At 30.4% G+C, this 13,362-nt stretch carries 12 protein-coding genes; 8 read left to right on the plus strand and 4 right to left on the minus strand.

What is annotated here, in order from left to right; genetic code table 11:
- The first annotated feature begins 959 nt into the window (after nt 1-959).
- Complete coding sequence (locus DT250_RS30685; RefSeq protein ID WP_098321853.1) at nt 960-1,523, plus strand: hypothetical protein; 564 nt, start codon at nt 960-962, stop codon at nt 1,521-1,523.
- 11 nt (nt 1,524-1,534) lie between these two features.
- Nucleotides 1,535-2,686, plus strand: a complete 1,152-nt coding sequence (locus DT250_RS30690; protein ID WP_149214322.1) for a hypothetical protein — start codon at nt 1,535-1,537, stop codon at nt 2,684-2,686.
- A gap of 528 nt (nt 2,687-3,214) precedes the next feature.
- Here DT250_RS30690 and DT250_RS30695 read toward each other — a convergent pair.
- The gene (locus DT250_RS30695) at nt 3,215-3,799 is read right to left on the minus strand and encodes a MarR family transcriptional regulator (RefSeq protein ID WP_149214323.1); all 585 of its coding nucleotides are present in this window, start codon (nt 3,797-3,799) and stop codon (nt 3,215-3,217) included.
- 500 nt (nt 3,800-4,299) lie between these two features.
- Between DT250_RS30695 and DT250_RS30700 the strand changes: the two genes are divergently transcribed.
- From DT250_RS30700 to DT250_RS30715, 4 genes are all read left to right on the plus strand, one after another.
- Nucleotides 4,300-5,781 carry a formylglycine-generating enzyme family protein gene (locus DT250_RS30700; RefSeq protein ID WP_149214324.1) on the plus strand — a complete coding sequence of 494 codons (1,482 nt, stop codon included), beginning with the start codon at nt 4,300-4,302 and terminating at the stop codon, nt 5,779-5,781.
- A 17-nt stretch (nt 5,782-5,798) separates the two neighbouring features.
- Nucleotides 5,799-6,719: a class I SAM-dependent methyltransferase gene (locus DT250_RS30705; protein WP_149214325.1), complete on the plus strand. Its 921-nt coding sequence runs from the start codon at nt 5,799-5,801 to the stop codon at nt 6,717-6,719.
- A 113-nt stretch (nt 6,720-6,832) separates the two neighbouring features.
- Nucleotides 6,833-8,104: an MFS transporter gene (locus DT250_RS30710; protein WP_176547820.1), complete on the plus strand. Its 1,272-nt coding sequence runs from the start codon at nt 6,833-6,835 to the stop codon at nt 8,102-8,104.
- A gap of 194 nt (nt 8,105-8,298) precedes the next feature.
- Nucleotides 8,299-8,871 carry a tyrosine-type recombinase/integrase gene (locus DT250_RS30715; protein ID WP_149214326.1) on the plus strand — a complete coding sequence of 191 codons (573 nt, stop codon included), beginning with the start codon at nt 8,299-8,301 and terminating at the stop codon, nt 8,869-8,871.
- A gap of 343 nt (nt 8,872-9,214) precedes the next feature.
- On the opposite strand, the gene DT250_RS30720 is transcribed toward DT250_RS30715, so the two are convergent.
- Nucleotides 9,215-10,438, minus strand: a complete 1,224-nt coding sequence (locus DT250_RS30720) for a putative phage abortive infection protein (RefSeq protein WP_097925490.1) — start codon at nt 10,436-10,438, stop codon at nt 9,215-9,217.
- 290 nt (nt 10,439-10,728) lie between these two features.
- The gene (locus DT250_RS30725) at nt 10,729-11,337 is read right to left on the minus strand and encodes a DUF3967 domain-containing protein (RefSeq protein WP_097925488.1); all 609 of its coding nucleotides are present in this window, start codon (nt 11,335-11,337) and stop codon (nt 10,729-10,731) included.
- A 435-nt stretch (nt 11,338-11,772) separates the two neighbouring features.
- Here DT250_RS30725 and DT250_RS30730 point away from each other — a divergent pair, with 435 nt between their 5' ends.
- Entirely contained in the window at nt 11,773-12,288 is a 516-nt protein-coding gene (locus DT250_RS30730; protein WP_149214327.1) for a helix-turn-helix domain-containing protein, read from the plus strand.
- A gap of 156 nt (nt 12,289-12,444) precedes the next feature.
- On the opposite strand, the gene DT250_RS30735 is transcribed toward DT250_RS30730, so the two are convergent.
- Nucleotides 12,445-12,741 (minus strand): hypothetical protein, encoded by a 297-nt coding sequence (locus tag DT250_RS30735; protein ID WP_149214328.1) that lies wholly within the window; start codon nt 12,739-12,741, stop codon nt 12,445-12,447.
- A 328-nt stretch (nt 12,742-13,069) separates the two neighbouring features.
- Here DT250_RS30735 and DT250_RS30740 point away from each other — a divergent pair, with 328 nt between their 5' ends.
- On the plus strand, nt 13,070-13,348 hold the full coding sequence (locus tag DT250_RS30740) for a hypothetical protein (RefSeq protein WP_149214329.1): 279 nt from the start codon (nt 13,070-13,072) through the stop codon (nt 13,346-13,348).
- Nucleotides 13,349-13,362 lie beyond the last annotated feature (14 nt).

Here is a 13,362-nt window from a genome sequence, read left to right on the forward strand (position 1 = left end):
GCTCTTTTTTCAATTAAGCGATAGCTAATACACATAGCCAACTTCAGATGTATATAGACAAACCTGTACATCTAACGATCCCGTCCTACACTTTTTATTCCACGATTCACTTGACCACGAGCCTCTACACCCTCAAACTCCCAAAGATAACCCCAGCGGGCAAAAACCGCCCTTCTGGGGCCACCTCTGGTGAGTTTGCATGAGGGTGCCCCTCATGGTCAAGTGACTTTCGCGGCATAAACGTTACGGACTCAGTGATAAACTCTCCTCTAGTTATTCTCCCATGTATTCCTACTACAAAATCTCTCATATCTAAATTAATATATTGTATAATATAGTTAAATCAGATTCTATGTGATATCACATAGAATCAAGTACATATTCTCCCCTACGGGGAGCCTGATTTATTCGCCTTGACGGCGTCAAATCAGGAAGTTCAAGAGCATTTCACGGATCGTCCCGCCGTCTTTCATCCGACGAGACTCAAGCAGGGCAAAATCCGCCTGCCTTGGCATGATAAAAGCTGACGCTTTTCCATGCCTGCGGTCAGACGCATTCATTTTTGCTTCGCGCTTCGCTTGAACCAAAAACAAGCTCGGCAAGCCGAGTGAATGGTCTTCAGGCGGATTTTGCCCTGCGGGACTTCCTGGCCAGAATGCTTCGCATCTGTCCAGATTCTTTTTCTAAATCAGCTCACGCTTCTTAGAAAAAGACAAATAAAATCGCCATTCGGCATTTTTATTTGTTTGATCAAAGTGTCATGCTTCGCATCACATTTTGAATGAAATTAAATAAACATTTGTTTAATAATGTTTATTTAATACAAACGAATCATGTGTAAATGTGTAAATGTCCACATGTCTACATTTACACACAATTCATAACGAAGAATACATAGCTTCGCTATGTCCTCCCAAATAAATTAATACACAAATATAGCAAAGACAGGAGGCATCCCTATGGCCGCGCCACGAAAACATATAAGGATTCTAAAAACAAAAGAAATCGAAGGCATGGATATGCTTTGGAAAACTGGAACAGCTACCAGAGAACAAATGGAAAGAGAATATAACATCAAAGGAGATCGTCTAAAAAAACTTTGTCATAGTGGATATTTAGAAGAACGCACAGGAAAAATTGTTTTAGGAGAAAAAGGGATAGAAAAGTTTAGGAAAGAGGGAAAAGAATATCAATATAAAACCGGTATAAATAACGCCAAACATGATATTCGTCTCTCTGAAAAATACATCTCTCTACCAAAAGAAATAAGAGAAACATGGAAAACAGAAAAACAATTGCATTCAGAGGCCCAGAAAGACCCCAGATACGACGATTTCAAAAAAAGAATAGTAGAGTCCCATCCGCAAGGAAAATTCCAACCAACGCCCGATGGAGCCGTCTATAGTGAAGCGCATAGCGGTTACATTGCTATAGAGGTAACAACACGTAACTATAAAGAGATTGATATCCAACAAAAACAAGAATTTGCGAAAACATTTTTATCCGGATATGAACAACTATAGGAGGAAAAAACATGGCAACACAACCAACATTTATCGTTCCACCTACTTTTTATACAGTACATGAAATTATGAATAATACTAATGCACCTTACATCTTAAACTTACATGACATTCAAGAAGATCCACATAAGAAAAAATTAAGTGATGAATTACATTTATTCATCATGAAACATTATCATAATCTATTTACATTTATGCTTCATCATCAACCCTACATGTTAAAATCACAATTCTTAGACCTATTTGGCTACCAAAAAGGAAAAAAGAATAAATCTAGAACACTTGGTTATGCCAAATTAAAAGAGTTAGAAGATAAACTGTTAATTGGTTCTAAATCCTTTTATGGTGCAGAATATATTTATTTATCTTATCGAGCTTACTATTATTTTGGCCAAGAAAAAAAGGTGCTACCAATTGCACCAGGAGAGAATGTACTCTTCCGCCACTTTACTCGTATGGAAGACTATCTAGAATTAAATAAACAATATACAGACCCAATATTATTAATCGCATTACTTTGCTCTCACGAGCATTATTATCTGTTACATACAGAACCCTTTTTCCCAATTAGTCCAATACAAGAAAAAGATACACGTTACTTTGGAGAATACTTCCCAAACAACAAGATACCTAAAAATCTTGATATGGAATTTGTAACAGACTTTCTCATAAAGACAAAACAAGAAAATAGAGGATTATGGTTAATCAATGAAGAGACACCTGAAACTCAACTTCATGTACTCATTACATTTATCGATGAACTCTTTAAAATCCTTACTACACGTTGTTCTCTTAAATTACTTATTAATGATCAAAAAGAATCTTTACGAATCGTAGCAAATATTATCCCAATACCAGGAACATCTTATATCACAATTAATAACCTAATCTCTGATATCTATCATATTGAATTTTTATTAAAGATTTGCTTCCCAACAGTGATAACAAGCTTTACCTTTATTGTGATGAACCAAGATCATGAACGTGAATTAAACAATGTTATTAGTAGAATTACTAAGCTTAGAGAAAATAAAAAGAACTTACAACCATGGCAATCTATGATTGATCCAACAAATATTAAAATCCGGAGTACAAATCTATTTAGACGTTTAAATTTCAACGATTCCTATGAATCACAGCGAGAGAAACCACTCCCACAGTAAACACTTACTTATCGTAAGTGTTTTTTGGTCTTCTCCCTACTTTTGAGGTTGAGGCTGGCCGGGGTGTGGGGAGCCCCCACGTATTGCGTATCTAAAGATAGAGTAAAAACTAATTAGGGAACGTTAAATCAAGCGGTTTGGCTCGTATAATGAGTAGCTCAAGCCGATATGCCTAAATCCCACTTTTGAGTTTATCGGCTTGGCGATGGAAGCAAACGAGCCAAAAAAAGTTCCGCAAGGATGTTAGAAAAAAGAAAAGTCTTCGACTTTAGCCGAGGATTGACGAGGCGACTTTTTCTAACAAAGGTGGAGATTTTTAAGCGAAGTTTGCTTAAAAATACTACCTGTTCCTTGCGGAACTTTTAGCTATTTCTATATAGAGTAAGAAGGGACAAGTATACTAAAGTACAAAATACCCAGTAATATCAAGGGTTTCAGGATTTTTCGTACTTACCGTTTTTGGTAAGTAAACTTACCGTTTTTGGTAAGTACGAAATCAATAAAAAAAGACTACTTTAATAAGTAGACTTAAAATAATTTAATAGGTAAATTTTTAAGTTGTTTTGGAACCTTTCTAAACATTGCTTTAAGTGTTGGATTAACTTCATCTCTATTCCCTGAAAACATGATGTGAGGATTTATAAATAATGCATATGCTCTAACATTATTATCATCAACACCACTCTCTGAACGAGCTATAATACCTTTATCAATTAACTTTCTAACTAATGGACTCACCTTAGTTTCATATCTTCCAATTTTTTTAGCTAATTCTCGCTGAGTTAATGGGATTTGTTCTTTTGAATTAATATCACTAACTAAACAATTACTTAAAAACCCTACACACATTGAAATATCTAATAAAAATACTTTTTCAGCATTTGTTAAATAATCAATTTCAAATAAATATTGGATATTTTGTTGAATGATTTGAACAAATTTTGCTTTATTTTTTATTTTTCTTTCAGGAACTAATTTCATTCCCCTTGAACTGGCTTTTGCCTGAAGCTCATTCGCTATGTACATCTCTTCTTCTGACAAGATCTTCGAATTCTCAATATCTCTCAATCTTGCATTTTTTTCAGCCTGTTCTAAATTGATACTATTTGTCATAACTTTTCTCCTTGTTACTAGTATTTACAACTAGCAAAGAGACTTTTCTTTATGGTATTATGTAATAAGATATTTTTAAAACCAACAAATAAAAAAGCCTCTCGTTATAGTTGTTTCTCGACAATTCAATTATATCACGATTGGCTTTTTTTTTTATAACTCAAAAATAAAAAAGAGACTTAGATATCTAGGTCTCTTTTTTTATTTACCAAACAAAAAAGCCCCAAAAAAATTATAGCTCCAAATAGAAAGAATTTATTTTTTCTTTAATCTATTATAAATTTTCAAAAAATAACTTGCCAAAAATTTCTAATCGTTATATTATGTGATAGTGTTATCCATTATGTTGTAAAGGAGGAATAATAATGAAAAACAATTGGCGTAAAAAATTATCAAAAATTCTTGTTCGCTACACTAATGACAAACAATGGTAAAAAACACAAAGGAATGACAAATTAAATTGTCATTCCTTTGTATTTTTTCGTAAAGGATGGTATAAAATGTTATTAAAAAATGACTTATCTCATAAAGAAGTATATGAAAAAGATATTGAGATCCTTATGGATATTGAAAATATATTAGATATTGATTCTATTAATTCTATTCCACGTTATGAATTGAAAACATTCTTAGAAAATAAAGTATTAGCTCCTTTAAAAAATATTAAACATCCAGTTGCAGCTGAACACATTTTTGGTATGGCACTAGCCTATCCTAATTCTCTAGTTAGATCTGTATTAGTAGATTTAGTTAAAACATGGTTACCTAATCAATCAGCTATAGAAACAATGATTAAATTAACAAGAGATCCTGATGATTTAGTTTGTTTTAAAGCAATAGAAATATGTGGACAAGAAAAAATAGAACTTGGTTTATATTCAGTAAAAGGTATCATAGGGAATGCGAATCATAGAATTAACTTTGGTGAAAAACCTGTAGGATTTGGTGCAGCAAAAGCACTTAAATCCATGACTGATATTTTAGGTACAGAAGATCCTGAAGAACTTACTATACTTGAAAATCATTTTAGTCAAAATGGAAAACTATTAGATCATTATGATTTCAAAGAAAATATACCAAATGAAATCTTAGAAGAATTTTTAAAAACTCAGGAAGAAGGTATGATTTTAATTCCTGGTGGTTTCTTTACATATGGAATAAAACAAGAACAAGTTCCGGAAAAGTCATTTGATTGGTTAGATTCAGTCCCAAATAAAAAAGTATGGTTACCTCCATTTTTTATTGATAAATATCCAACGACTAACCAAGAATATGATGAATTTGTTAAAGATATACAAAACAATGGTCACATTTTCTGTCATGTAAATGAACCTGAAGATAAAGATCATACAAGAAATACATTCTGGGATCCTAGATTTAAAGATCAACATCCACTTACTGGTATTGATTGGTATGATGCATTTGCTTATTCAAGATGGAAAGGCAAAGAACTTCCAAGTGAATTCCAATGGGAAAAAGCAGCTCGTGGTGAAAATGGAAATGTTTGGCCATGGGGTGATGATTTTAATTCTAATTCATGTAATTGGGCTAATAAACTTTTAGGAAAAGAAATTTCTAGTTTACAAGAATGGCGTCGTGAATTATTAACTGTTTCTGATGAATACCCTGAAGTTTTAGTTGAAAATGCATCATGTTTCGAGAATCCATCTTCTATGAGTCCATATGGTGTAGTAGGTATGGTCGGAAATCACTGGGAATGGACTAGTAGTGACTGGTCAACAAGAAGATATTTCAGTCCAGGTATAGGTAGACAATTTTCGAAAGATCAACATCACACAAGTGCAGTATTAAAAGGTGGATCTTTTAGTTCTTTACCAGGTCTGCTCTATCCTTCTTATAGGGGTAGAGATGCTGCTTATTGTAGACATAATGAAATGGGGATTAGATGTGTAAAAAATATTCCTATTCATAAATTAAGAAAAGCTTTAGGACAACCTATTACTAATAAAGCAATATACTAAAAAAGAAGGAGATTACAATGAGTACAAAGGTTAAACAAGTCTCAACATGTACCCCTTTAGTTTCAACCAAAGATTTATTATGGTATGAAAGTACCTTCTGGGATAAAGATTTCATTAAAAACACTCTTATACCTCATTCTGGAATAAATGAAAATTCTAAAATTTTAATTGCGGGTTGTGGTGTAGGAGCTTTAAGTAGATTAATTTCTATATTTTTGCCTACAGTAGACATTACAGGGATTGAGCTAAGTGATTCTGCAATTGAAGCGGGTGAAAGAATAAATGAAGAACTTGGCTTGAAAAATATCAAATTTATTCAAGGAGATATTTTAAACTTAAAACAACATGTAAATGGTCAAAAATTTGACTTTGTTTTAGATGATGGTGTTCTATCATATTTTCCTGATAAAGAAACTGAACTTTTAGCTCTTCAAGAATTAATAGATGTTACAAAACCTGGAGGTATTCTAGGATCTTTCCAATTAGATTTTTCAACATTTTTATATGGTACAGATGATTTCCAATTAAGAAATTCATATCAAAAATTAAAAGAAGCTCTAATATTAGCTGCTTTTAAAAACCCAGATAAATCTAGAAGAAGAAATTTAATTATTGCTCCTCAAATACCTAAAATGTTTTGGGATAAAGGATTAAAAAATATTAAATTTTCTTCATATACACAACCAGAACCTTTACCTCCATATGAACCAATGGAAATTGATTATTTAGATGATAAAATTGCAAGTTACACTAAAGGAACTGAATATTATAAACAAGAATACGAAAAATTAATACTTGGTGGATTAACACAAGAAGAAATAGAAAAACACACTAAAGTATTAAAACATTATTGGGAAGAAAGAAAAGTAATCTATGATAATGAAGGATTTCCTGATTTACAAACACAAATCTTTTTATTTACTACAGGAAAAAAATAAAGGTTTAAATAAAAGAAGCCCTTAATAATTTTTTAATTATTAAGGGCTTCATAATTAAAAAATATTAAATTTAATTATAAATAGTTATTAATTAATAATTGGGGTGAAAAGTGGTGAAAAATCATTCGAGTTTATTACAAAATAAGGAATTTCAATATTTTATTATTGCTACAACTATATTAGACTTAGGCAAAAAATTATCTTGGGTAGCATTAAGCTGGTTTGTATATCAAATAACTGGATCTGCACTTTCAGTTGGAATAGTAATATCAGCATCCACTATTTCCCCATTAATTGCTAGTATTATAGCTGGTGGAATTTTAGATTCTTATAACAGAAAAAATATTATTGTAATTGAAAATATTATAAGAGGTTTAATTTTATCATTAATACCAATTTTATTTTGGATTGATGCTTTAGATTTATGGAGTATTGTAGTAGTAGTTTCTATTAATGGAATGCTATCTTCCTTTACTAACATTGGAAGTCGAACAATATTACCTTCTCTTGTAAATAAAAATCAATTAGAATCAGCTAATGCAATCGTTTCTATGACATCTCAATTTGGTTATTTAATCGGCCCATCTATCGGAGGTTTTAGTGTAGCTTTATTTGGAGAACCGATGACTTTATTTTTTAATGTTCTTTGTTTCTTTATAGCTGCATTTTTATACTCTCTCATTCCTACAGAAAGTTATCAATCTCAAAATCATCAAAAAACAAATGTTTTATCTACTGATAATAGAATGCGTAAATTTTTCTTTGATACCAAAGAAGGAATGACATTTTTATTAAAATTCAAACCTGTTTTATTTATTGCTTTTATTACTTTTTTCTTTAATCTAACTTATTCACCATTTGAAACTATGCTACCTATATATGTTAAAGATATATTACTTACTGGACCAGAATCTTTAGGATTTATGTGGACAGCCTTTGCAATAGGGGCATTTTTAGGATCTTTATTATGGGTTAAAATTAAAAGGACGTTTATTTATTCTTATGCACTTGGACTTATTATTATTTTATGGGGTATTACACCCACTTTCTTTGTATATTTTTCTAATATTTATATGATATATACGTTAATGTTTATTGGCGGTATCGTCTATGCTCCTTACAATATTATTTCGCCAACTATTCAACAAATTCTTATACCTAATGATAAAAGAGGAAGAGTCTTAGGTGTCATTGGATTAATAGGTGGATTAGGCTTTCCTATTGGAGTCTATTTTAGTGGAATGCTTGCAGAATTTTTAGGAGCATCAACAATAATCTTAGGATCAGGAGTGTTAACAATACTTCTAGGTATTTGTGTAATAATACATCCATCTTTACGTTTTTCCCAAATGACAAATCTTGATAACATAAAAGAAAATTTATAATAAAAATAAAAAGAACTTATAGTATATCTACAAGTTCTTTTTATTTTTCATCCAAAAGTGAAAGTAAACTTTTAAATATTAGTTTACATTCATTTTCCCTTAAACATTGACTTTCAGCCATTTCTCCTGATATCCTCAATTTATATAACAAAAGTATACATTCAAAACACTGTAAATAAAGAGGTCGAAAATCCATGAACAAAAAACCACATCTCATTGATGTCCAACCTATCCGTAGCAAAGAACAGATCGAAGATATGAAATGGGCTCTTAAACGTCATTGTTCCGAACGAGACTATATTCTCTTCCTTATTGGGATCCATACTGGGTTACGTGTCAGCGATCTACTCCAAATTGAAACACAAACCATAATAAATTTAAAACGTAAAAAGAGAAAAGAATTCAAAATTAAAGAGGGAAAAACAAAAAAAGAGCGCATGATTAACCTTACTTCTATTTTTGATGAAGTATACTCTTATGGCCAAACACTAGAAAGTACCTGGTTATTCCCTTCCCGAAAAGGAAATCAATCCATTAGTAAGATCCAGGCTTATCGACAATTGCAAAAAGCCGGAGATTTTGCCGGTGTAGAATCCATTGGTACTCACACCATGCGAAAAACCTTCGGTTATTGGTTCTATAAACAAACAAAAAATGTAGCTATGTTACAAGAAATACTCAATCATAGTACACCAAAAAACACTCTAAAATACATCGGAATCAATAAAGAGGAAAAGGATAATATACTAGATTTATTTCACATCTAACAAAACCATTTATAAAAAAAACTATTCCTTAATTTTAAATAAACAAAAAAAAGATACCGAAAATCGGTATCTTTTTCTACTTTTTTATTGAAAACCGTACACAGATGAAAGGATTTAGTTAGCCAGGTCTCCCACACCTCAAAGGGATTTAGTTAGCCAGGTCTCCCACACCTCAAAGAGATTTAGTTAGCCAGGTATCTCACACCTCAATTCAACTGTGTATTCATAGTATTACTCAAAAATTAAATTCTTTAGACCTTTTTTTGTGTATTTTATGTATTAAATATAACATATCTAGAAAAGATATGCAAAGTTATAAAAATATCAAAATAAGTAAAAAACATTAAGAATAATCAAAAGCATTCTTTATCGCTTTTTGTAAATCATCCAAATTCTCATAAGTTTTTTTAGGAACATCAGATATAAATAATTTCTTCATTAATCCCAAATCTCGTTTATCAAAAAATAAATTTTCTTTTCTAAAATGAATAGGATCATCTAACTGTAAATCATTATTACTCCCAAAAAAGTCTGATGCTAATAATTCATTAGCATACCCTAAACCTTTATTAGTAAAAGCCGAATTATAATAAATAGCTAATATAACATTTTCACCATATTGTGACCTTAAAATCCCCTGGTAATTATTTTTACTATCTAAATCCGCTTTATAAAGTTTATTTATCTCTTTTAAAACTCTATAAGAATTCCTGAAGAAATGACCAACATCCTTATATGCATCATCAAAAATATTACTACAAATTGAACAAATACTATCATAATCTAATTCATCCATTATATCTTTATTATGACTTAAAAATTTATCAAGCATTTTAAAGAAACCATCATCTATTTTCAATAAATCTATAAATTCTTTAGAAAAAGATTTATTAATGTATGTTTTAGATAACTTCAAAAAAGTATCTTTATATTCATCTTTATTTAGATAATATGAAATAAAAAGTCTTATAATCGCCTCATCATTATCATCATCTATTATTTTTCTTAACTTTTTCAAATCATTATTTAAATTATCTTTATTCCCCTTAATCGAATCAATATTAGCCTGTAATGTTGAAATTTTTAAATTTAAGCCCTCATTAGAATGAATAATCAAATGACATTTAAATTTTTCTACAGACTTATCAATTATATAAGCCTTTCCAATAAATTGATCTTCTAATTGAACTATCAATTTATCTATATGTTCATGTTTGGAATTTAAAAGCTCATAATGATTTTTCATTAAAGACATAAGAAAATCTGAATTTTTATTTTCTCTATTAGTTTTTGAAGTTCTATTAGTAAAATATACAGTAGTAACAAGTGAGACTACAGCAATTACAACAGATAAAAATGTAGTAATATTTCTAATAGTATCAAAAGAATAATTATTCCTCGCTAAAACATCAAATCCTAAGACACTTAAAATTAAAAATGCAAATAAAACCATAAGCATAAAACGCCAACCAGCAATTTCTTGTTTTTGTTTATTTATAAAAATAACAGAAAAAGCTACAATACAAAAAATTATAGACAATAAAAGAAGCCAATTCTCAATAGACACTTACATTATTCCTCCTATATTTCACCCTAATACAATCTTTAAATCTAACACATTTTTATTCGCTTACATTTAAAAACTGTAAAACTATAAAATATTAATTAATTATAAAATACACAATATAATTTTATATATATATGAAATATATATCTATACAAAATTAATCATTAACCTAATTTAATTTGTTCTCTCCATAAATTTCCCTATCTTTGTATTTTATTATTACTTGATCATGAGAATATCCCTCATGATCAAGTAACTTTTACAGTGAAAAACACAAAAAAATTCAATCTCTACTTCCAAAATTCATACCATTTCTTAGCCTTGTTTGCCGCAATCATTTTCTTAACTTCTTGGACTTCTCTAATCATTTGCATGAGTATTTCATCACGCCCCTGGTTCTTCGCTATATCTTCGCTAGAATTCGTCGCTATAAACTTCTGCGAATCCTGTATCGATTGTATAGCACTTAATAATTCCAATTCTCGTTGTGCAAATCGCTGATCTTGCTCTGTTAATCGTTTAGTTAATCCCTGGAGTAATTCATTCTGCTTTTCAATAACTTCTTTTTGCTCTTGAATCATCACCTGTAGCGATGTAGCGTTGAAATCAGGTTCTTCATAGCGCTCAACTTTATGTCGCTCTAATGGCAATACTTCAACACCTTGATACCATGATACTATTTGCTTTGTAGCATTTTCTAATGTCATATCTGTGTCGCTCTTTAGGTTTATAACCTTACGAAACACTATTACATCACTTTCTCTATACTTCCTATGCCCACGTTCATTTTTGATGAAAGTATAACCCTCTTTTTCCAACACATCAGCATACTTACGTAATGTGCTAGATTGGATACCTAATTGCTCTGCCACATCACTAGGACTATATAGCGTCTTCATAGCATTTCACCTCGAAAAATATATTCGCTATAGCAATGATATACCCTTTTCCTTAATAATTCACGTATCACTTGTTTCAAAATCTTTTTTCTATATACAAGATTTTATACAAAAAAGAAGAGCTGAGATCTTCCGAATCCCCGCTACATCAACAATGTATAAAATCCTGTATACAAGGATCACCAGACAAAAAAAGAATCCCTTATAACACAAGGATTCTATGAAAAAAATTGCTACCGATAATGAGACGTTATGTTAACTTTCTATGAATTAATATTCATCTGACACCTTGAAATCTTACCCAATTATAGTACCATTTTGCCATATAAAGCTACTCAACTGACAGTTTATATCTTAGTTTACTAAAAACAACCAACATTATCGTGCTTATCTTCCAAGCTTCATTTATATTTTGAAGTAAAGGGGGACCAACAAATGGAATTAGGAAGCAAGTTAAAAGAACTTCGAAAGAAAAACAATTATTCGCAACAACAAATAGCAGAAATACTACATGTAACAGCACAGGCCGTTTCTAAATGGGAAAATAATAAATCAGTGCCTGACATTACTACCCTTGTACAAATAAGTGACCTGTATAATGTTAGCTTAGATTACTTGATCAAATCAGATAAACAGTTACAAAATAAGTTATCTATTAAAAAAGTCCATCTGAGGATGATTAATTTACTTATAGTTGCCTTTATTTTAGCCATATTTTTATTTATTAGTTTATTAATAAAGGCCGAGTTTTTTCTTTATCAACACAGTTTAGGTGGTTGGCTAATGGTTGGATTAATCTTCTTATTCATGATTTTCGCTTTTTTAAGCCTTTATTGTTACATAATGGTGAGAAAAAAATATTTTGTATTTCTTTGGAGCACTGTTTTTACGCTAAGTTGTATAATTTTTATAGGGTTATTTTATAATTACATCATCCAATTACTTTTTTAAATTAACTAAACAAAGAACAAAAAAGATCTTCGATTAGAAGATCTTTTTTCTATTCCTATAACGAATTTTATGTAATAAGCCGTCCATATGGACGGCTTATTCTAGTTTTGCTTAATCTGTTTTTTTCCGAAATGCTGGCGAGACCCCATAATGAACTTAATTTTGGGGGGATTTTTCAAAATAGAACCCTGTCCCATTTGCTTGTGGAACAAATCCTTCTTGAACTGACCCATTTTCCACCATATCTTGTTCTTCTGCTGTTATAACAGTGATAACATCTTTCTCTTCTGCTATTGCATTTTCTCTTTGATCTTGTTCTTTTTTAGTAACATTTTTGTATTGATCTCCATCAGTTTGTGCAAATACCTTTATACCTTGAAAATCTTTTACAAATCCGATTGATAATACTAAAGCACTTGAAAAAACAATAGATAATACTAATTTTCTTTTCATAAATAAACCTCCTAATATTTTTATTCTTTTCCATACTCTTACTGGCAATCTAAATAAAATAATACAATATATTATCAAAAAATACTGTTATAAATGAGAATTTTTAAGTCCTCCTTGTTTTTAGGTGTGAGTGCTGTTTACTCAAAAATACTACCTATTTCCTTGCTAAACTTTTCACTCTTCTATAGAAAGTGAAAAGAGAAATATTTTATCAAAAACTGAATATTCAATAAAATATTTCTAAATTTTCTATATATTTACATTTTTTGCGGCAATTAAGGTATCCTTTAATTGTAATTCTATTCTAAACAAAAAGGGGATGTTTTTTATGTTTAAGAAATTGCTAGTAGGAACGTTAGCAACAGGAATTATGCTTTCAGGTGGAATAGCTGCATCAGCAGCTGAATTAGAACAACCAAGTACAAATAAAACATTGCATTCAACATGTCCAAATAACAATACAACTTGGAATGATAATTATGTTACTAGGGTATATGATAATCCAGACGATGTTAAATCCTCAATTATATATAATGGAAAAACACTTTATCACATTCCTGCACTAGATTATTGTAGCCCTGTAGGAGTTATAGCACACTACGCTTAATTGAAAAAAGAGCA

The organism is Bacillus sp. AR2-1 (assembly GCF_008368755.1).
Taxonomy (GTDB): domain Bacteria; phylum Bacillota; class Bacilli; order Bacillales; family Bacillaceae_G; genus Bacillus_A; species Bacillus_A wiedmannii.

Coding starts and splice junctions, on each gene's coding strand:
- DT250_RS30685 (WP_098321853.1), top strand. CDS start 960: ATGGCCGCGCCACGAAAACATATAAGGATTCTAAAAACAAAAGAAATC.
- DT250_RS30690 (WP_149214322.1), top strand. CDS start 1,535: ATGGCAACACAACCAACATTTATCGTTCCACCTACTTTTTATACAGTA.
- DT250_RS30695 (WP_149214323.1), bottom strand. CDS start 3,799: ATGACAAATAGTATCAATTTAGAACAGGCTGAAAAAAATGCAAGATTG.
- DT250_RS30700 (WP_149214324.1), top strand. CDS start 4,300: ATGTTATTAAAAAATGACTTATCTCATAAAGAAGTATATGAAAAAGAT.
- DT250_RS30705 (WP_149214325.1), top strand. CDS start 5,799: ATGAGTACAAAGGTTAAACAAGTCTCAACATGTACCCCTTTAGTTTCA.
- DT250_RS30715 (WP_149214326.1), top strand. CDS start 8,299: ATGAACAAAAAACCACATCTCATTGATGTCCAACCTATCCGTAGCAAA.
- DT250_RS30725 (WP_097925488.1), bottom strand. CDS start 11,337: ATGAAGACGCTATATAGTCCTAGTGATGTGGCAGAGCAATTAGGTATC.
- DT250_RS30730 (WP_149214327.1), top strand. CDS start 11,773: ATGGAATTAGGAAGCAAGTTAAAAGAACTTCGAAAGAAAAACAATTAT.
- DT250_RS30735 (WP_149214328.1), bottom strand. CDS start 12,741: ATGAAAAGAAAATTAGTATTATCTATTGTTTTTTCAAGTGCTTTAGTA.
- DT250_RS30740 (WP_149214329.1), top strand. CDS start 13,070: ATGTTTAAGAAATTGCTAGTAGGAACGTTAGCAACAGGAATTATGCTT.